Origin of the sequence: Chamaesiphon sp. GL140_3_metabinner_50 (assembly GCF_025361915.1) — a bacterium.
Taxonomy (GTDB): Bacteria; Cyanobacteriota; Cyanobacteriia; order Cyanobacteriales; family Chamaesiphonaceae; genus Chamaesiphon.
In genome coordinates, this window is sequence record NZ_JANYJC010000106.1 from 1 (window position 1) to 21,300 (window position 21,300).

A 21,300-nucleotide genomic window follows, 5' to 3' on the forward strand; every position below is an offset into this window, starting at 1 on the left:
GACAGTCCCAAACAGTCTTGAAAGCCCCTGCGCCAGTCACCGAGGCGTTCGGGTAGGTTAGCGAGGACGAGAGTGCGGAGATAGTCTCCGTATAGCTCTCGCAATACCGATACTGCGGTGGCGGCGACGAGGATATTTTGCAGGCGGCTCCCCATCGTGCGGATGGCTCCCCGTCCGTCTTTGGTGAAAAACCAGTCGGAAACTTTATCGGCATGAACCGCTTCGAGGGTGCGGCGTAGTTGCCAGGTGGGGGCATAATAATCGGGTGCGTTACGGTAACGATCGATCGATCCGCGAACTTTGGCGGCGGTGGATCTGAATGCAGGTTCGGCAAATTGGGGGGTTTGGTTCCGAGCGGGTGCGGTGGTAACTGTTGGTTGGGGTAAGGGTGTCTGGATGCGGATTTGAGCGGGTGGCGGTTGAGGAAATTCGATTTCTTCAGCGATGACGACTAAATCTTGTAAACTACCAACCAGATAATCTTTGAATCCTTGCAAGCGAATGGCAATATCTTGAGAGCCACCTGCAAAACTTTTGTTAATTTCTTCCTGAATGCGTTCGCGTCGGCGTTCGAGTTGTTCGACGGAGATTTGCAGTTTTTGGCGACGTTGTTCGAGATCGGCAATTGAAGTTTGGATGATTTGTCCGAAACTTGTTTGCGTATCTAAGATCTGTTGTTGGAGCTGTGCTTGGGTAGCTTGAAGTTTGGCAATTTTGGCTTTAATTTCGGTTTCGGCGCGAATTAATGGTGCGATTGGATTAGTGATAACTGCTGGCGTACTCTCAGGTGCTGGTTCTAATTCTTGACTAATTTCATCTAAGAGCATACTCCAGTTTTCATCTAATGAAATCGGATCTGGTTCTACAGGTATTGTTTCGGCTGGGGGGGTAATATCTCCGCTATCCCAGACATCGCCGAGTGGCTCCGGTACTGACGAGATCTCTTCTACCACGCTGACATCGATAATTTCTGGTGGTGGGGGCGATTTGAGATCTGGTTTTGGCTTTGCAGTTCCGTCGGAGTTCATAGATTTTGGCTTGGCTAGCACAGATTGAAATTGGCTATGATATCGGCGGCGCAACCTCATAGATCGAGGGTGACACTTTCGATCGCTCACCAATTATTATATCTCACCTCACCACTCTGCCTCCAATTGTACCCAGTCTCGGACTATTACAGCCGCACTAATGTTTGTTGATGCTGCATTCTCAGCGCGAGAATATGTTCGCAGGGGCCTTTAAATAACTTATTTTGTTGGTGCCAATTACAGGTACAGTTAGCAGCAACTAATCGCTCGTCTCGATCGCTCTCTAGAGTTGGTTTATATGTTTGCGATTGAATTTTTATCGTCCCTGCTAAATGTAAGGTACCGCCTGTATCGATACTCGAACTATCGACTTTGACTGCTTTTTTAGTGAGGAATCCAGTTGCGGCTGACTCGCGATCGTTAGCAAATCTCAATCGATCGATCGGCAGTGGTTCTTGAGTCAATTCGCGAACGCGATAGACTTGTTTATTTAGATCGAAAATTGCGCGTCCGGCTTGAGTATAAGCACTTAAAGCACCTAACACCACGCTGCGATCGAGCTTTAATCTTTTAGCCAAAGCGTCTGGAGATTCGAGCCAATTCTCTTGCAATCCGGCAAATACTTTTTGCTTCGTCCAATCATCTACTGTCGCGCGAGGAGCCATCAGATCGAAATTTCCGGCTTTTGCCCAGTCATTTGCCGTCCAACCAGATAATCCGAGCGTAAATGATAAATCGTGCAGATCGGCAACATAAAAAGATGGTAAACCAGTGCCTAATAAGTGGACTGTGAATTTACGCGCGACGGGAATTAAACGCTCTAAAATTAATAACCGTCGCCGTCCCCAAACGCGAATTTCTTCGGGTTTATTACCATGATAAAAAGATCGATCGCAAACTACTTCCAGATTCCACGGCTCGAAAATTACCCGCACTGGTTCGCCCGGTTTAAGGATATATTTCATACTGCGGGGGCCATTTTTTTCTTTGCGGCGGCGGAGTACGAAACAGAGATTGTAAATATCCATCGGGTGCAGATCGAAGCTGACAGCGGGCAAGGACATCGCTGAATTGACTTGCAGGAAGCCCCGCACCCATGTGTCGGGAAGATCGATTTTCACCTCTTTATAAGCCGCCTCGCCCGCAGTTTCGACACCAAATCCAGAAGGATCTACTTCAAAAACTGTAGATTTATAGGTGCGAATTTTTTGGAATTCGTCGTATAAAGCAGCCGAATAATCGACATTAGTCGTCCCGCAGGCGAAGTCGCCAACGTTTTTAAAAACCTCGTAGCTTGCGCCGAGTCGCCCGTAACTAGATTCATCTTGACTGAAGCACTCGAAAAATACTTCATCGGGATGCACGGTAATTACCGGATCTAATACAAACCACGCATCGCGATCTTTTTGATACAAATAATCGAAATAACGACGCACCGATTTGTAATATTCGCTGGTGCGCTCGGAACTACGGCGGCGCAAATCGGTCATTTCGGCATCTAATTCGCGCAATCTATCGGTAACACTTTGTCTTTGAGTGGCGATAAGTTGCCAATCGAGATCGTTACGTTGCGCCGCCCATTCTTTATAGGCGGTTTTGTCTTTGGGTTGAAAGCGCAAGTCAGAAACAACGACATCGTGGAGCGCGCTAATTGCTTCGCGAAAAGCAATATTTTGCCGCAACTCGCCCCGAAAATAAGTAGGGCTACGGGTGACATCGGGCGCAAAAGACATATTAGTCCGAGCGCCGTTACCAGAAATGCTACTGTTACCTAAATAGCTGTAGTTAAATTCCATTAATATTCTCCTTTATTGCGATCGATCGGTGATGGTGACTGGATAAACTAGGTTAGTTATAATAGTATTTAGATAATCAATGTCTAATTTCAGTTCGACATCGGCTCAAGCAGAAACTTGTCTTCAACTATCGCAGGATCTCACGAGGATGTATAGACTGATATATTTAGTTCGTTTCGATCGGCGTACTGGTAACATATTTATGTTAGCTGGTGAAGGAATTGAAATAACAATTAATCCAAATGGGTTCTGGAGGTTTAACTAATGAAACCAGATTTTCAAGCAATGGCTCAAGCTGAATTGAGATCTTATGTAATCGCTCATCCTGACGATGTTGAAGCTTTTGAAACTCTTGCGGATCGTGCTTATGCAAATCCTTATCCTCAATGGCATCAACCTCAAGATATCGGCAGATTTGCAGAACTTTTAGAGCAGGATCGAGCGACTAAACTTGCTGAATCCGATCGCAAATCGAGTATATAGACATTAGAATTATGTTTTCATCGGTAATGGCTTAATAAAAATTGGTACTGATAATTGTGGGTATAATTGATGAATTTTAAGTAAGGTTTCTAACGCACGAGCTTTTTCGCCGATCGCGATTGAAGCCGATTGACGAGTGAGAACTTCGATGACTAATTTAGCTGCCGCTTCAGTTTTAACAGCTTCACTATGGAGGAATGCAAAGATGCGTTGTTTGGCAACTCTAGCACGATTGACTTGGGCGAGAACGCGGGTAAAATATGGCAATAATTCTTGTAATCTTTCGAGATTACCTGCGGCATAATTTTCTAAATATTGACTGGCAAATAGCTGCATATCTGTAGTCGGATGTTCGCTAAATTTAAGTAAATATTCTAAACCGTCTTGTTGCTGAAAACATTTATCGACTAAATCGCGTCCAAATCTACGAACATCTTCGTGATTGCTATCGCAAATACTAATAACAATCGCCGGAGTGAGTTCGGCGGGGGTAAGTATTTCACCAAATAATTGAAACCCAAATTGACGAGCATCTTCCCATTTCGATGCCATTACCATTGTGGCGGCGAGTAATTCGCTAGCCTGTTGGCGTAAGCGAGGTAATATTTGAGTTAACATTTGCCAACTAGATTCGCGGACGGCGAGAATTTCATGATGACTGAGTTCGGCAATTTTCTCGGTATCTAATGTTTGCGCCCATCGCGAACTATTAGCTTGGAGAACTTTACCAGCTAGCTCCTGACTAGCGGTACCAGGTGCTTTAAGTAATGTCCAAGTAGTTTCGATACTAGTCGCTACCATCCAATTTGGTAGGTCGTTTTGCAGGATTTGGGAGATAAATGTATGCAGTCCTTCGTAACGTTCTAGTGCTAATAAAATCGTAATTAAGCGATCGACTAATCCAGTAGTAAAGGTGATGTGTTTAGCCGCAAGTCGATGGATAGTCGATCTAATTGCCATCCGAACTTCTGGTAATTCGTGGGTGACGAATGCGATAATTAGTTCGATTCGTTCGAGCATAATCTCATCTGGTAATTGCCCGAATAGTCGCACGCCAATTACGCGCACCGATTCGACGGGAGATTCGATGAGAGCATCGATTAAACCTGCTGGTAGATCGATAACATCAATTTGATGGTTTAATAAAATTTGCGCTCCGCAAACCTGTAAAGCTGGAATCGGATGGCGGAGCAGATCTAATACTATTTCCAACCCGATCGATCTTAGTTGAATTGGGAAGCAAGTAATTAGCGTTTCAACAGCATATTCGATCGAATTAACTTGGGTAGCATCTAAAGTTAATAATTGAGCGATAATCCGTCCGATAATTAGCTGCGCTGTCGCATTGGGAATATTTGCCGTCCCCAAAAGTTGGCGCATGAATATTTGAGTATCCGCCTGAATACTAATTACTAATGCCGCAATTAAACGATCGTCGGTGCAGAATCGATCGATTTGTGCTTGCAACCATTGATGTGCTTGACTGCGTGCTGGTGCATACGCACAATTAGCAATCGCCAGAATCAGATCGTGCTGAGGAGTTTCAGATTGATATCGAGATTTAGCCAATTCAAACCCGAATTCGGCGGTGACTGCGTAGGGTTTTTCTAATAGTATAATTAGTGTATCGATCTGGATTTGCTGGCAAAATTCACTACAAACCTTGAGCGATTTAACTGCAAACTCGTGGACGGGTTGGCATTGACTCTGAACTAATAATTGCAGTAATAGATCTGGAGATCGTTCCCACAAATTGGGGAAAGCTTCTTCTCGCACATCTGGTACCGGATCGCCAACTTTGAATTGAGATCGACATTGCCAGATATATTTACCTGACTTTAATTCATAACGGGGACTGTTAGTATAAAGGATGTGATTGAATGCTAAATAAGGCGCATATTTATCCCATCTGTCTCGCGGGGGTAACGCATCATTATCGCTATATTGCAAAAGTATCCCTGTTGCTAACCGCACATACTCAGTACGATCCTCTTCACCCAAAGTTTTAAGCGATCGCCAAACCCGCCGCCGCAGGTAATTTCGCGTTTTACTACTATATGCCAATCGGCTATCCGATCGCTCCATTTCGGTTTGGAATTCACTAGTAGATGTAGCCTCATATCGACCAGTTTGAGAATTTCGCCCCCAATCTTTCAATCTTAAATATTGACCACTATTAGGAATGTAAATTCCGTAATCGTTACTATTATAAAATTGAGAACTTGTCTCAAATCGATATGCTAAAATGCCAAATACTTCTGCATCTTGTCGATATTCGGCAATTTTGAAAATATGCCGCAATCGCTGAAAATAGTTGGGGATAAATGGTGCAGTTTTAATAAAATTGAGCAGCACTGGACGCATCCAGTCGCTATCGATCTGGTAGAGTAAATCCAGCACATCAAATTGCTTGGGTTTTGCCGTAGCTAAATAAGCTTGCAACTCTCGATCGATCGTTGCTATTTCGGCTTTATTCCGTACTAAATCGCGTAATGGCTGCGGTAACTTGAGCATCAATTCATCCCGCCGTGCCTGAATTTGGGCAGGATCGAGTTTAAATAAAGCTTCGAGCGCGATCCGGCGAATGTGTGGGAGCGCATCTGCTTGACGATAAACACCTATCAACATCGGTACCGCACTCTCATCGCCACAATTGCCCAACGCCCAAGCAATACTATAATTAGTCAGGGTATTATTGCCCCATAATTGCATTAATAACGGTGCGGCTGCGGTCAATTGTAACTCGCCCGATCGCCAAATTGCCCTACTTATCTGCCATTCCTTAGGCTTAACCACGGCATTGCGATTATTTACCGCCAACATCAATCTCGCTAAAATCGCCCGATCTCGCGCACCCAAATCGTCGCCAATAGCTGGAATCACCTGCGCTACCACCGCGCTAGGTGCCGCCGTACCCGCTTCTAAATAGCCTTTACTTACTTTCGATCGTACCAACCGATCGAACACCTTCTGCGCCTCGGCTAGCGGCACCGCTGCCACTGTCTCCGCACCTTCCCGCAGCGTACCACCCCGTTTGCCATAACGATAATTTACCATGTAGCGATCGGTCGCTACCTCCGCTAAATCGACTTCGTAGACTTTATCAGAATTACCTGCTTGATAAGTTAAGGTTTTCCGCTGGATGAGTTGCATATACGGCAGATGGCACTTCAATACTATTGTACTATAAAAAAGTTTGATTGTCGAGTGATAGTATCGCAGCAGTGTTGCCAGAACGAAGCCAGGAAAGATTTAAGTGTAAATTTCGATCGTGAATTAATCCAATCTTAACGTACGATCGCTGCTGTGTTTTGCTAAAGTAGAATTATGCAAAACAATCGAACAACACCTAAATACAGTTCGCCGTCCGATCGCGTAAGCCCGCCCCAAGGCGATCGCAACTCGACAGCCACACCAGAATTATCGACAACCGATCGTTTCTTTGACATGACTGATGAAGAAATTTCCGAGCTAGCCAAAGAATCAACTCGCGCAGCCGTCAAAGACTTACATACTTGCGGTATTTCCACCTATGGGATGAGAGATGGCATCATGCATGAAACAAAGCCTAGCGGCGAAAAAGTAGCCGTTTCTGAGGCAGCCAGCCAAACCTAAGATTCATGGCTACGCTACCAAATTCGCCTTTATTAATTGCGATCGTCGGCGTTAATGGTGCCGGAAAATCTACAATTACAGCTCGTTTGCGCCAAGAACCAGGATTTCCATCTAATTATGTCAATCCTGATGAAATTGCTCTCACTTTAACCGATATTGCCGACCCGATCGATAGAGTTTATACTGCGGCTAGAAAAGCTGACAAACAGAAAAATGTCTGGCTGAGAGATCGCCAATCGATGGCTTTTGAAACAGTGATGAGTCATCCCAGCAAAATAGAATTTATGCAGTCTGCCAAGGGTGCTGGTTATCGCATCATGCTAGTGTTTGTGGGATTATCTAGCCCTGAACTCTCGCTGCAACGGGTTAGGCAGAGAGTACAATCGGGCGGGCATGATGTACCTAAAGAAAAAATAATGGCAAGATACGATCGAGTCATGGCTTTACTACCCGATGCGATTCAGGTTGCCGATCGTGCGCTGATTTATGATAATTCAGATGATTGTGCTGAGGCTAGATTAGTAGTTTCGTTTAATAATGGTGTGGTCAGATATCAATCGATCGATCTGCCTGAGTGGTTGAGATTTTTAACATAGCCCTCGATCGCCAGATCTAAAATGGCTCAGTAATTTTTCAGTACGATCGATCGATACAGTGTTTAACAAGATAAATTAGGAATTAACTCATCTAAAATTCTAAAGCGAATGTGATTGATGGCTAAATCGCCCATCGAGAGATGTTCGGGTTTATCGGCGGCTTTCATTTTTTCAAACGAGATGCCCTTACCGATTTCGGTGTGGTACCAGGCTAAACCCATAAAAAACCGCTCTGGATATGGCCCCCGATCGATAATATCATCAACGTTGGATTCCATTGGCAGCCAGCCGATACCGGGTACGTAAAATTCTAACCAGACGTGGTTAAAATCGGGCTGAAGGGGTAGATGGCGGAGTTCGGGATGCTGGGGACATTTGTAACGTCCGATCGTCCGACAGGCGATCCCATTGAGGCGAGAGAGGGCGAGTAAAACGCCGACATATTCGCCGCAGGAACCCACGCCGCGCGCTAGGGCGACATCGGGGGTATCGATCCGAGGTTGGATGCCGTAGGAGAGTCTGTCGTAGACATAGTTGCGGATTTTGAGCATCTTCCGCAGCACGTTAGTTTCGGTACCGACGGCAGCTTTGGCGGCTTCGATAATGATGGGTGTATCCATCGCCAAGTCATCATCATCGACTAAATAAAGTGCCTGAAGTTCGGGAGAAAGGGACAAACTATCGTCGATGTCGGCAGGTGTGAGGGCGTATTTTAAACCGTACATTTCGATTGTCGCTTTCCAGCCAAATAGTCCGCCTTGATTGGCTTCAATGCGATCGAACTTAAATACTGCTACTTTTTGCCCCTCCTTTTCTTCGATCGTAAATTCCCGACCGATCGGTTCGATGCTGCGAATTCGCTGGCGCAAGGTATTAGAGGGTAGGGCAATCCGCCACTCAACCTGGTTGATAGTGACGGCTTCGAGGGGCAGCAGTTCTTCGATGTAGGAGAGTTCTATCAGATAGCCGTTGGAGAGGGTGTAATGCTCGGCTGGGTGCTGCTGGATGTAGAGGGGATGAATGAAGGTGCGATCGCGAAATGTGAGTTGATACGGCGATTCGGCGTTGGGATTGTCGCGAATGTAGGGTTCTTCATCGGCATAGACGATGTAGCAAATCGGCTCTGCTCCTGTAGCAGGTGTAATAAAGGCGATGCCAGTTGGAGAGGGAAATGGTGTAATGGCACTAAATTGGATTTTGCCAGTGAGCTTGTCGAGACAATAAACGGTTTGCTCGGTGAGATCGCATACCCACAGCGCATCTTGATGGATCGTCAGCGTTTCGGTGCCGACACCAGGTTGAGGAAATCGTTCGCCCGGTTCGCCTGTAGCGCGATCGAAGATCTGGATATAGCCAGATTTCTGACAACTGACATAGACGCTCGATTCACAAATGGCAATCCCATTAACTGGGTAAGCTAGACGCGCAAATAGTGTCGGGGTGAGTGTTTGTCGATCGCACCAAAATACATCCTCTTCCTTGGCAAACCAAAACTTATCGTCCCACAATGTCAATCCCCTCGCACCGATCCAGTCAGCAACACAATAAGGATTGAGGACGATCGTATCATTAGTCTGCGGAGCGATGCCCAGCAAGTAGCCCCGGAGTGAATCGACACTCAGCAGCCTTTCTTTGTCTGTCGCCAGTCCTAAGAGCGAATAGACCCCGATCGGGTGAATCGTTGACTGTGGCGAAGCATCAGGAAACAAGCATTCGGGCTGCGACATAATTCAACGGCTCAAGACATCTAATAATTAGTCTAGTATAGCCGCCAGATCTGGCTAATATCCGAATTTTAGTTGAGTGTTTACCACAAAGCTGATGCTCACGCCTCTAACGGTATCTGCGGGCACAATTTCGACAGTAGCAAAATCACCTAATCCCTTAACTGCATTGAGGCTTTGTTTTAATTGAGTACGCTCGTCAAGAGTAATTTTAAACGCATGGTTTGTGAAAATATTTTAAAGTGGTGAGGATCGATCTGGCAACACGCAGTACACCCGCAGGAATATTATCGACCTCAATAACTTGCGAATTGAGCGATTTGCTATGTAAGTGAGATTCTGTTTGTACTCGTACTTCGTCCCATCTACCCCAAGTAGCAATGATAAATTCGCGCATCGTCAGATTGATGAGACCATAAAACAGTGTTGCATCATCTGAGTTAGCAGGACGAAGGGTAAAATTTGTGTTAGCTTTCATCATGACGATCGTGCTGAAATCTATAAATGTTTCACATAGGCTGTATTGGTACGAAACTGCTCAAATCCGACAGATTCGTATAACTTTCCAGCTCCAAAAGAATTTCTAGAATCAACACCAATTTTGACAATATCCATCTTGAAATCTCGGAGCCGAGCCAAACCATTGAGTAACATCGCCTTTGCTAATCCTCGCCGCTGAAAATCTGGATCGGTAAATAAAAGGACGATCCAACCCTCTTGTCTACCCGTAAATGTGTTGTGTGTTGGATCGATCGAGCAGTAACAAGCCGATGCAAACTTGCCATCATAATCGACAGCCACTAAGTCTATTTCTGGTAAATAATCGGAATCTTGTAAGCGATGTTGATAGCTTTCGACAGTGAGAGGGTGAAAATTCCATTGACCGAAAAAAGCTCGATTGTGCATATCTACCCAAGCTTGTGCGTCTTGAGATCGATCGACAGATCTAATTGTAAAACCTGCGAATAATTGGGGTGGAGGAATTATGTTATGCAGCGATCTAGACAGATTAAAGAAACGACGACTTTCAACAAACCCATGTTGTTTAATTAGGGAAATTCTTTCAATCTGACTGCTCAGACTCCAGGTAAATAATTTAGGCTGTCCCCCGCGTTCCTGTGCTACTTCGCGAGTGCGCGATTCGGCTAAAGCAATCATTTTTGCTTCGATGTCACCACCACGAGCAGTTGGATGAACGATAAACCATAAGCCACCATCGGCAAGATCGGTTCCGATCGGTTCTTCAATCCACGATTGACTAAAACCAATTAATTGCCCATTAGCATTTTCCCACAGTCTCAAATCTTTTACGGGATCGATTGCCGGATTTTTAAATGCTAATCGAAGTCGATCGATCGAGATTGATAGTTCTACTCTATCGACTCGTTCGCAAGCATCAAATAAATCGACAATTTTATGTAAATCTGATTCACCTTTGTACGATCGCATTGTTATTGATAAGTTTTCCATAATTATCTACATTTTTTATTAATTATTCAGATATTAATGTTCTCTACTGTTTGCTAAAGTGCAGCCGCCGCACTCGATCGCCACATCGATCTAATCCAATTATCTGCTCTTGCTCATCCCGTATAAATTTAAAGCAATCGTCTCCTGCAAAGAATAAATCTTGTCCGATCGATCTCAGCTCGAATGGTATATTTCCTTTACATTTAAGATATAGTTTCCCCTCTGATAGAGTCACTTTATAGCTACAATCTAATTCAGCAGAATAATAAGTACCGATATAGTCTGCTAAATCTTGAGACATAGAGCCTAACATCTTCTAGTCTCACCATTATCTAGTTTGCCTGGAGTAGTTATTTCTTCGATTAAATCTTGCCCGTAGCCACCCAAGATATTGTGATAGAAGTTTCGATCCCAAAGGAATAGATCTTCAACAGTTGTATAAACAAATCCCGCACCAACATCATCCGCCCAAGACATAGCCGTTTGAAAGCCACCAGTCTCCCTCGGTTCGTAAGCATCAGCTCGATTTTTGACGATCTCTCTAAAATCATCATGAAAGTGGGTATTTTTCATGCCCAGCGGTGCGAATATCTGTTCTTCGGCAAATACCCGCAGAGATTTACCTGAGACACGTTTGACGATTTCTCCAAGTAAAAAGTACCCAGTGTTAGAGTATTTTTGCTCGGTTCCTGGCTGAAAGTTCAAGCTTTTCTGATGAGCAATTAATGTAATAAGTTCTTCGGTTAAATAACTATTCTCTCCGCTCGATCCACTCATCTCCATCACATCCAGATAGTCTCGTAAGCCGCTAGTATGACAACTCAGGTGTCGGAGAGTAATCGGGTGACTGTATTGAGGAATCTCTGGAATATGTTTTTGCAGTTCATCGTCTAAAGTCAGTAGATTTTGTCTGGCTAGTAAGACGATACACATCGCGGTAAATTGCTTAGAATTCGAGGCAATATCGAAGACAGAATTAGGGGTAATGGGAATGTCATATTCTAAATTTGCCATCCCGTAGCCGCGCTTGTAGATGATTTCCCCATTCTGGATAATGCCTAGAGCGCAGCCAGGGGAATCGGGTTTATCCCACTGGGTAAATAGTCGATCGACTTTATCCGTTATTAATGTCATAGTATGTAATCGTAATTTATCGAGAACGACATGCCCATACTTCAGTCGCGGGCGGGTGACGAATGTAGCTTAACCCGAACTCAGATTAGCTATCTTGTCCAATTAATGAGCCAATTATGTCCAATTACGTCCGATTATGTCCAATTAATTTGGAATGGATATCGCATGTAGCTGTGTTTACTTGAGATTGGGACAATTTGCTAATATTTTCTGGAGCGCGGCGGGTGCTTGCTGGCGCGAAAGCTTGGTAGTGGGACAGCCCATTCGATAGTTTTCGATCGATCCATCCGGCTTAAAATTGATAGTTACAGGTGCCGAACCGCGCTCGAAAATGCCCACATAGTCGGTTGCATCTATCTTTTGAACTTTTTGATAATTCCCCAGCCATTGCTTGAGACTAGTCAGGATAGGGCTATTTTCGCCGTTAGCACGGGTGTTGGTTTTAAAAGATTTATCGAGTGCAGCTTGAGCCGATGCTTGCGCTTGCGCCGTTGGTGCGGGTTTATTTTTCTCGCTAATGTCCACACCCGCAATTCTGCCGCTGTTATCTATTGCCAGCTTGACAATTACATCATCGGGTTCGGCGCGCTCGAAAATAATTCGATATTTGCCACCACCAATCGACTGAACCGATTTATACTTGCCATACCTAAATCGTCCGATCTTCATCGTGATATCCCGCTGGAGTTGCAGCGCATTCACATCCGAATTTTTATCGACTGCTTTGAGAAATTCAGGTGTGAACCAATTCGCATCCAACTTTTCGGCAACAATCAGTCGCTCTAGTGCTACTGCGGGAGAGATAATTCGATTGATAGGAGTTTCCTTAACGGTGTTCGATTGCTTGGGTTTGGCAACGACTGACGACGGCGTTGTCATCGAGATCGAAGCAGTAATGACCAATAAATAGGCTAGATAACTTTTCATGCCTTCACCCCTGTGTATCTTTAAATCTGCTGAAGCATCGAATCTGATGCTATCAAAAGGCAGACATGGTAAAGACTAACCTAAAACCCAGCGGTCTGAGTATTACCTAAAGTCATAGAAAATATTACTAAAGTCATATCGATCGCGATCGCGATCGAACTAAAATCGGATCGAATATCAATCGATCGATTGCTGATGATAACCGTACCCTCTATTTCACCAACTACCCGTCGCTCGCTATTAATCGTCGAGACATCTGTTTTATTAGTTAGTACTTGGTTTAACTTAAACGATCCAGAAATACGGAAATCACTGCCGAATATTATCAATATTATTTTGTCAATAATTGCGATCGCTCCGCTGATTGCATTTTTACCTGTGAGTCGCCCACTATGGCAACGGCGAGTTTATTTCCTCATCTCAATTATTATCTTTGCCACAGCTTATCATCAGAGAGTACCGATATATACTCTAAACTTAGTGTTTCTTTTAAAGGGCTGTCTACTATTATCACGACGGGAAACGATTGCAATCGCAGCGATTTCATTGTTACTAGACATCACTAGTTTTAGTATTCGTGCGCCCGAAATATTCGAGTCAATTCGTAATCGAGACATTGATGCTTATTTGAATGTGCCCAGAATTATCACTAACATCGCGATGGGCGATTTGTCTAATTGTGTTTTTGTGTTGCTACTAGGTAATGTATGGGTAGAAGAACAAAAATCTCGCCAAAAAGCCGAACGTCTGACTCAACAAGTTGAAACACTAGCCACAGATTTAGAGCGCAACCGCATTGCTCGTGATATTCACGATACTTTAGGACATTCGCTGACTTCATTAGATGTCCAAATCGAACTCGCTCAAAGATTGCAAGCAACAGAACCAGAACGAGCGCAACAATCGATCGATCTTGCCAAGCAACTTAGCTCCCAGGCGATCGATAATGTCCGTCAAGCCTTGGGAACGATGAAGCAATCGAATTTTGACCTCAAGGAAGCAATCGTCGCCTTAGCGGAGCAAAACCAGCCGTTTCAGATTGTTGTAAATCTCCAATTTCCCCAGCTATCGCTTCAGTCGAGCTATCAGCTTTACTGTATCGTGCAAGAGTCATTAACTAATATCCAAAAGCACGCCCAAGCCGAGCGGGTGACGATCGATAGTAAAATTGTTAATAATGGTACTGTATTGCAAATCTGCGATAATGGTAAAGGATTCAGTCTAGCTCGACCCCACCCCGGATTTGGCTTGAGAAATATGAAAGAACGCGTGCAATGTTTGGGTGGCGAATTTTACCTCACTAGTAACGAAGAGCAAGGCACCCAAATTAAAATATTCATCCCATTTCGATAATATCGATGTCTAATAAAATATATTACTAACTCCTTAATTCTTACTCCTTACTTCTTACTCCTTACTTCTTACTCCCATCTCTAAAATGATTCGCCTGTTATTAGTTGACGATCTAGTTATTTTTAGGCAAGGATTAGCTGCATTAATTAACCTCGAACTAGATATCGAAGTTGTCGGTGAGGCTGGTAATGGGGAGGAGGCAATTTTACTCGCCCAAACACTTCGCCCGGATGTAATTTTAATGGATGTGCGGATGCCAATTTGTAATGGAGTCGAAGCTACAAAAGTCATTCATCAGCGGTTTCCCTGGATTCGGATTATGGTATTGACAACTTTTAATGAAGATGAATATATTTGTCAATCGCTGCAAAATGGAGCGTTAGGTTATATCCTTAAAAGTACGCCATCTCAACAATTAGCCGCTACTATTCGCAGCTTAAATCGCGGATTCGGTCAATTAGATCCAGCTATTGCCCTCAAGGTATTCGCACGCATCCCCGAACCTGTAGTTACACCCTCGTCAACATTAGCAGTTTTAGAGCAATTCAATCATAGCGAACTTGAAATTCTCAAACATATTGGTAAAGGTAAAAGTAATCGCGAAATTGCGATCGATCTTCATCTCAGTGAAGGTACAGTTAAAAATTATGTTACTAATATTCTCACCTGTCTAAATTTGCGCGACAGGCTCCAGGTTGCACTCTGGGTAGCACAACATTTTACCGATTCAGCTCCTGAAATTTAGATCGCCACCACATTAAAATTACTGTGATGGTGGTACCGATGAATTATCTTTACGCCCAGTCAAGCGTTTCAGGCGCATAATTTGTAAAAACCAAGAAATAATTGCACTAGGTAGCGATAATAACAACCACAATGGCGATAGTATAAACGCTAGGACGATGCCAGAAAATGCCACAGCAATTCCTAAAAGTTGGAATAAAATAATTCGCGGTCGCCTGTGAATGTTGCCTACTTTAATAGTACCCCCTTGCAGCCACCAATAAATCGATTGCAAACTGCCATCGAGCCAGTGATAAAGAGGATGACGAATTGTTTGGGTGCGGGAAGATGTTTTAAATAATTGAACTAGTAGAGTGCGGAGAATCAGCACAATCTTGGTAGACAAATCGATCCAGATGCTTAACGGCATATTTTCCCACAGTTTATCGATACTAGTTCGATATTGTTGGCGAAAGAAATGCTGTTGTTGGGAGGCTAAATTGCCCAGAGATTGATGGATGATCCTCACGATGGCGTTAGGATTCGATGTTGGTGATGATGAAGCCGAATTAATATCGATCTTGCTAAAAATCCAGTTTTCATGAGATGGTTGACTCTCTCCTGGGAGTCGCCACCATCCGGGTTCTTCGTCCATACCCTCGATAGCTGAATGAACGTCGCTAGTTAAGATATCATGTTGTCCGGCAAAAACCAGATCTGCTAAAATTTTCTGAAGTTCGGTTCGATCGATTCGCAGTCCTGGTTGTGATAGAGTTGCTAGATGTTGAGCGATTTTTTGACGTTCTTTCCCTGATAGGTGGGGTAATGATTCGGTTAGCAGCCAATCTAAATATTGAGATGGGGTACAATTTGTCTGAGTAGATTCTCTTTGGACAAAATGAGCAAAAGCGGTCACAGATTTGGGGGTAATTATTCCTTCTAAAATTCGATTCAATCCATCTAATCTGCCCCAGAGCAAATCGTTCGATCTCCAAGATTTTTTGAAGAACCCACCAATATTATAAAGTTTATCGCCACCGAGTTTTTGCTGGGTATTTTTACCTTTACCAATACCTAGTTGAGCGTTATCTGGGCTGATGCAAATCGGGTTAATAATTGCTTTCTCATGCAAGCTAGTCAGATACTCAAATGGATATAACTCGCGATCGACAAATTCAAATGTATGCCATTGTTTTAGTAATTGCTCGGTGTAGCAATCTCCTAATTTCTCGATCGTTACTTCCGCAGCTAGCGAGATTTGTTTTAAAATACTAGGAAAGCTCTGATTGCGATCGTTATCGTATTCTAGCTCTTCTGTCCAAATTAATGGATGAAGATTGGTACTCTGCTGTAGTTCAGCAATTCTTTGCTTTAATTGAGCGAAGACGCTCGAAATTTGGGTCTGTGATAACCACCGCTTTCGGTCGCTTTTCGCAGCCATTTCTGGCAAATCTAGCCAAAAATAAGCGGTAATAGTTTCTAAATTAGACCCAGATGTATCGCTAGGAATAAATGTCTGAAGTTTGGTGCCATTGAGTAATAATCGATGCAGTCGAAACATTAATTCGTAAACTAAAGCACGCAGCCGTCGGTCGTTTCCTTCTTGATTGATTAAGTAATAAAAGTAATTACCCATCGAGCGATCGCTCAATAATAACTCGATACTAGATCGAATTACTTCTAACAGTTTAATATTACAACTCAACTGCTCGGACAAAGATTTCAGTCGATTATAAGTAGCTTCTGGCAGGCTAGAATTGAGTAAGTCGCGAGTTCGATCGATTAAATAAAAGTGCTTGCGGATACTATATTCTACATCCAGATCGACGATTTGTGATTCAAATCGATCGAGTAACTTATAATGATTGTGGCGATCTTGACTGCTAGAAAATCTATTAGTTACAATTCGCTCGATTTTGTCGAGAATAACTGAGTAATGGGTATTTTGAGATCCCAAGTCTGATTGTAATAATAGGGGTAAATTACGATCTCGAAAATCAAAAAGTCTACCCCGTAAATAAATTTGAGATTGGGTGCGATCGCTACTTTCTAATAGTTGTTGAGAATCGATATCTAACTCAGTTAGATCGAGCGAATTTTGATAGCGACGAACCTTATGGTTGTGTTCCTGAATTTTGCGGAGATCGTTAGTTATACTTTGATGGATCGGAATTGAAAAAGCAGCAGCCTGAAGAATTTTTCCCATCCGCGACTGTTGTTTCTTACTCAATTGTAGTCGATCGTTTAAATGTTCGGGATTCGGATCGACGTAGAATAATTTACGTTGACCGGAACGGTTGGGCAATCGATAGTACATGTCTTTCATTAGACATGTTAACGGTGCATTATCGAGCAAACCACCATCGAGAAAATATAATTTATCGCCACGTTCTATAGATAAATCTAGAGAATGATATTTAGCAAGTTTTCCCCACGTTACTAACTGACGATCTACTAAATTTTGCCGATCTTGAAGATCTACTTCGACTAGTGGAAAAATTACGGGAGTACCAGCCGTAATCTGACATAATTTGGCTAAAGCACGATAGGTATCTGTAGCCGAACGAGGCAACTCCGGATCGCAATAATGAGGATTGAATGGTTCTTTGCGTCCTTGACGATGCTTGAGCCGAAATAAGGTGCGATGATTTTTGGCACGCACATCGAGGACATTTTCATCGAGAGTTCGATCGACTTTTCCTAAATAATCAGTTCCAGCGATCGCCAAATCTAATTCTTTAGTATTCGAGAACCATTCTTGCGGCGAACGGGTTAATTTGCGATCGATACTTTCGCTTAATGTTGACAGCAATCCCCGTTGATAAAAACTTTCATTATTAGTACTCGCTCCGCCAGCCTGAGATTTAAATAAATTGGGCTTTTGAAGTAGTTTGAGTAGATCGCCGCTATTGCGCCAAATCCGCGCAAATGCACTAAAGTCTACCATTTCACGATCGGTACTATTAGCAATAGCATAGCCGAGCAGAATCCCATTAATTCCACCCGCCGAGCTACCAGAAATAGCATCGACAACTAAGTCGGCATCGGTCAACGCCTTGACTAATTTATAAATACCGCGACCGCGCACTGCATTGTAAAACTCTTGGCAGACACCATGAGTATAAATTGCCAAAGACACGCCACCATAAACTACCAAACCCAATTGTATTTCACGGAAAAACTGGGGTCGATAATAGCTACGCTGATTAGACATGATTGCAGGTTAGAAGCAATAACTGGGCAGGAAGTTCGGGGTCAGAGTGTGGTGCGGTTGAGCCGATCTTACGATTTATTATTTACAGTCGCTACATAACGACCTAACTATCGGAACGATTATCGTACATCTTAACAGGCTCTGTGGCGAATAGTTGTAGATAACAGTCTTCTCATCAAATCGTCAATTTTTTTAATGATGATTAATAAATACAATACACCACGCTCGATAGTACATCACTCAAATTTTGCTAAAGTAACAGCCGATAAACCCTACCGCCTACGGCACACCCTCTCAACTCAGTCAGTCATGCCAAATTAAGATCCCCACACCAAACGACCATATTATGGCAAGCTGAAGGGTAGATAATTACATCCAAATCCCCATCCTTGTTTGTATATGCAGACCCTTCCAGCACCCACTCAGTCCGCTTATAGTAATCTCGGTACAGACACCACAATTCATCGCCGTCAGACCCGTCCTGTAGCGATTGGCAGTGTAATTATCGGCGGTAACAACCCAGTCGTCGTCCAGTCGATGATCAATGAAGATACGCTGGATATCGATGGTGCCGTCGCCGGAATTCGCCGTCTGCACGAGATCGGCTGTGAAATCGTCCGCGTTACGGTTCCCAGCATGGCACATGCTAAAGCTTTGGGCGAAATCAAACAAAAATTAATCGATACCTACCAAATCGTCCCGCTGGTTGCCGATGTCCATCACAATGGGATGAAAATCGCCCTAGAAGTAGCCAAGCATGTCGATAAAGTGCGGATCAATCCCGGCTTGTATGTATTTGAAAAGCCTAAGCCAGACCGGACAGAATACACCCCGACTGAATTTGCCGAAATTGGCGATAACATTCGCGATATGCTCGAACCGCTAGTCATTTCGCTCCGCGACCAAAACAAAGCGATGCGGATTGGGGTCAATCACGGTTCCCTCGCCGAACGGATGCTATTTACCTACGGCGACACTCCCGAAGGAATGGTCGAGTCGGCACTAGAATGCATCCGCATCTGTGAATCTTTTGATTTTCACAATCTCGTGGTCTCGATGAAAGCCTCGCGCGTGCCTGTAATGCTAGCCGCATATCGACTACTCGCACAACGGATGGATGCAGCCGAGATGGATTACCCGATTCATTTAGGAGTCACCGAAGCTGGCGATGGTGAGTACGGCAGAATTAAATCTACTGCTGGCATTGCCACCCTACTCGCTGAAGGCATCGGCGATACCCTGCGCGTGTCTCTGACTGAAGCTCCAGAAAAGGAAATTCCGGTCTGCTATAGCATTCTCCAGTCGCTAGGACTGCGGAAAACGATGGTAGAATACGTCGCTTGTCCTTCATGCGGTCGGACGCTATTTAATCTCGAAACAGTCCTCCATCAAGTCCGCGAGGCAACTAAGCACCTGACTGGTTTGGACATCGCTGTGATGGGTTGTATTGTCAATGGCCCCGGTGAAATGGCGGATGCCGATTATGGTTATGTTGGCAAAACACCCGGCTACATCTCGCTATATCGCGGTCGAGATGAAATTAAACGCGTACCCGAAGCCGATGGTGTGGCAGAATTGATTGCCTTAATTAAAGCAGACGATCGGTGGTTCGAGCCAGAGTAATTTAGGGGATAGGGAATAGGGAATAGTGAATAGTGGATAGATTTTGGAGTAATACAGGCTATCTCCCCGTCCCCCCGTCCCCTCGTCCCCCGTCTCCCATCTCCCATCTCCCATCTCAGTAAATTATGAATATGCTAGTATTTAATAGTATGTGTCTTGAGCAGCCACACCTGCATTGCCTGTAATTCGTGCTAAGTCAAGCCTCATCCGATCGCATTAACTTTTCCTTTCTTGCTAATTCAGACGTAAATCATGAAGATCGAAAAACACGGGTTAGTTATTGGTGCCACCGCAGCGGTACTCACAGCAGTAGCCGTTACTGGTGCGGGGCTTCATCTTCCTAAAGGTGTTGCATTCTTCAAAAACAGTCCCAAAGAATTAGTCGATGAAGTTTGGCAGGTTGTTGATAAACAGTACGTCGATGGCACCTTCAATCAAAAAGATTGGCGCGCGCTCCGCCGCAAATACGTCGTCGATAAAAATTATAAGACAAAGGAAGAGGCTTACAAGTCAATTCGGTTGATGCTCAAAAATCTGGGCGATCCGTACACTCGCTTCATGGATCCTAAAGAATTCAGAGATCTGCAAGTCGATACCTCCGGTCAGTTAATTGGGGTCGGGATTCAATTGAGCCAAAACGAGAAAACCAAGAAACTTGAAGTTATTGCGCCGATCGAAGATACTTCAGCATCTAAAGCCGGAATCTTATCTAAAGATATTATCACCAAAATTGATGGTAAAAGCACCACAGGCATGGATGTCAATCAAGCCGTCCAACTGATTCGCGGTAAAGAAGGCACGACAGTAAAACTCACCATTCAACGAGACAATCGTCAAGTCCTAGAATTTAACCTCCTCCGCCAACAAATCGAAATTCACCCCGTCGAAGCCAAATATCGACCCAAAGAACTCGGCGGCATCGGGTACATCCGACTCAAACAGTTTAGTGCCAATGCTCCCACCGAGATGGGCGCGGCAATTCAAAAACTCGAAAGCCAAGGCGCGACGGGTTATGTCCTCGACTTGAGATCGAATCCTGGTGGATTGCTCTACGGTGCGATCGATATCGCCCGGATGTGGCTAGATGATGGCAAAATTGTCTCTACAGTCAACCGTCAAGGCACGGGAGATGTCAGTAAAGCCAATAATACCGCTCTTACTAAAAAACCCCTAGTCATCCTCGTAGATGGCGGCTCGGCAAGTGCTAGTGAAATTCTCTCCGGCGCGCTACAAGACAACAAACGCGCCCAGTTAGTCGGTGTTACCACCTTTGGTAAAGGTTTGGTACAATCCGTACGTCCCTTGTCCGAAGGTGCGGGGATGGCAGTAACGATCGCTAAATACTACACGCCTAGCGGTAAAGATATCAATCATTCAGGCATCAAACCCGATGTCGAAGTGAAACTGTCTAAACCACAAATTCAGTCATTAATCAAGGATCGGACTAAAGTTGCCACCCCAGCCGATCCGCAGTATGCCAAGGCTCTGCAAATTCTCCAAGTTGCGATCGCTAATAGCGGGAATTCAGCCCAAAAAAAGTAACTAACAGTTTGCCGACAACTCTTACCGATGCATCGTGCAAACCAGGAGCTACCCCCAATTGCAACCTCGAAC

General features: G+C 44.2%; 17 protein-coding genes. 7 read left to right on the plus strand and 10 right to left on the minus strand.

Annotated features, from left to right (window positions below):
- Both Q0R35_RS05570 and Q0R35_RS05575 read right to left on the minus strand, forming a co-directional pair.
- On the minus strand, positions 1-1,028 hold a 1,028-nt coding region (locus tag Q0R35_RS05570), incomplete at its 3' end, for a DUF3086 domain-containing protein (protein WP_295615102.1).
- 146 nt (positions 1,029-1,174) lie between these two features.
- Positions 1,175-2,824: an SWIM zinc finger family protein gene (locus tag Q0R35_RS05575; protein WP_295615103.1), complete on the minus strand. Its 1,650-nt coding sequence runs from the start codon at positions 2,822-2,824 to the stop codon at positions 1,175-1,177.
- 264 nt (positions 2,825-3,088) lie between these two features.
- Between Q0R35_RS05575 and Q0R35_RS05580 the strand changes: the two genes are divergently transcribed.
- Positions 3,089-3,307, plus strand: coding sequence for a hypothetical protein (locus Q0R35_RS05580; RefSeq protein WP_295615104.1), 219 nt, complete (start codon positions 3,089-3,091; stop codon positions 3,305-3,307).
- A gap of 9 nt (positions 3,308-3,316) precedes the next feature.
- Here Q0R35_RS05580 and Q0R35_RS05585 read toward each other — a convergent pair whose 3' ends face one another.
- On the minus strand, positions 3,317-6,460 hold the full coding sequence (locus Q0R35_RS05585; protein ID WP_295615105.1) for a WGR domain-containing protein: 3,144 nt from the start codon (positions 6,458-6,460) through the stop codon (positions 3,317-3,319).
- A 174-nt stretch (positions 6,461-6,634) separates the two neighbouring features.
- Here Q0R35_RS05585 and Q0R35_RS05590 point away from each other — a divergent pair, with 174 nt between their 5' ends.
- Both Q0R35_RS05590 and Q0R35_RS05595 read left to right on the plus strand, forming a co-directional pair.
- On the plus strand, positions 6,635-6,922 hold the full coding sequence (locus Q0R35_RS05590; RefSeq protein WP_295615106.1) for a hypothetical protein: 288 nt from the start codon (positions 6,635-6,637) through the stop codon (positions 6,920-6,922).
- Positions 6,923-6,927: 5 nt separating this feature from the next.
- A complete protein-coding gene (locus tag Q0R35_RS05595) occupies positions 6,928-7,518 on the plus strand; it encodes a zeta toxin family protein (protein WP_295615107.1) in 591 nt (196 codons plus the stop codon).
- 62 nt (positions 7,519-7,580) lie between these two features.
- Here Q0R35_RS05595 and Q0R35_RS05600 read toward each other — a convergent pair whose 3' ends face one another.
- From Q0R35_RS05600 to Q0R35_RS05625, 6 genes are all read right to left on the minus strand, one after another.
- Positions 7,581-9,245 carry a transglutaminase domain-containing protein gene (locus Q0R35_RS05600; protein ID WP_295615108.1) on the minus strand — a complete coding sequence of 555 codons (1,665 nt, stop codon included), beginning with the start codon at positions 9,243-9,245 and terminating at the stop codon, positions 7,581-7,583.
- Between the two features lie 208 nt (positions 9,246-9,453).
- Positions 9,454-9,723, minus strand: a complete 270-nt coding sequence (locus Q0R35_RS05605) for a hypothetical protein (protein ID WP_295615109.1) — start codon at positions 9,721-9,723, stop codon at positions 9,454-9,456.
- A gap of 17 nt (positions 9,724-9,740) precedes the next feature.
- Entirely contained in the window at positions 9,741-10,712 is a 972-nt protein-coding gene (locus tag Q0R35_RS05610; RefSeq protein ID WP_295615110.1) for a GNAT family N-acetyltransferase, read from the minus strand.
- Positions 10,713-10,755: 43 nt separating this feature from the next.
- Positions 10,756-11,013: a hypothetical protein gene (locus tag Q0R35_RS05615; protein ID WP_295615111.1), complete on the minus strand. Its 258-nt coding sequence runs from the start codon at positions 11,011-11,013 to the stop codon at positions 10,756-10,758.
- A 5-nt stretch (positions 11,014-11,018) separates the two neighbouring features.
- Positions 11,019-11,846, minus strand: coding sequence for a serine hydrolase (locus Q0R35_RS05620; protein WP_295615112.1), 828 nt, complete (start codon positions 11,844-11,846; stop codon positions 11,019-11,021).
- A gap of 177 nt (positions 11,847-12,023) precedes the next feature.
- On the minus strand, positions 12,024-12,773 hold the full coding sequence (locus tag Q0R35_RS05625; RefSeq protein ID WP_295615113.1) for a hypothetical protein: 750 nt from the start codon (positions 12,771-12,773) through the stop codon (positions 12,024-12,026).
- A 195-nt stretch (positions 12,774-12,968) separates the two neighbouring features.
- Between Q0R35_RS05625 and Q0R35_RS05630 the strand changes: the two genes are divergently transcribed.
- Both Q0R35_RS05630 and Q0R35_RS05635 read left to right on the plus strand, forming a co-directional pair.
- Positions 12,969-14,126, plus strand: coding sequence for a sensor histidine kinase (locus tag Q0R35_RS05630; protein WP_295615114.1), 1,158 nt, complete (start codon positions 12,969-12,971; stop codon positions 14,124-14,126).
- 85 nt (positions 14,127-14,211) lie between these two features.
- Positions 14,212-14,871: a response regulator transcription factor gene (locus Q0R35_RS05635; RefSeq protein ID WP_295615115.1), complete on the plus strand. Its 660-nt coding sequence runs from the start codon at positions 14,212-14,214 to the stop codon at positions 14,869-14,871.
- An 18-nt stretch (positions 14,872-14,889) separates the two neighbouring features.
- Here the strand turns inward: Q0R35_RS05635 and Q0R35_RS05640 are convergent, their stop codons facing one another.
- The gene (locus Q0R35_RS05640) at positions 14,890-18,063 is read right to left on the minus strand and encodes a patatin-like protein (RefSeq protein WP_295615116.1); all 3,174 of its coding nucleotides are present in this window, start codon (positions 18,061-18,063) and stop codon (positions 14,890-14,892) included.
- A 399-nt stretch (positions 18,064-18,462) separates the two neighbouring features.
- On the opposite strand from Q0R35_RS05640, the gene ispG reads away from it, so the two are divergent.
- Positions 18,463-19,686: a (E)-4-hydroxy-3-methylbut-2-enyl-diphosphate synthase gene (ispG, locus tag Q0R35_RS05645; protein ID WP_295615117.1), complete on the plus strand. Its 1,224-nt coding sequence runs from the start codon at positions 18,463-18,465 to the stop codon at positions 19,684-19,686.
- A 252-nt stretch (positions 19,687-19,938) separates the two neighbouring features.
- The gene (ctpC, locus tag Q0R35_RS05650; RefSeq protein ID WP_295615118.1) at positions 19,939-21,228 is read left to right on the plus strand and encodes a carboxyl-terminal processing protease CtpC; all 1,290 of its coding nucleotides are present in this window, start codon (positions 19,939-19,941) and stop codon (positions 21,226-21,228) included.
- Positions 21,229-21,300 lie beyond the last annotated feature (72 nt).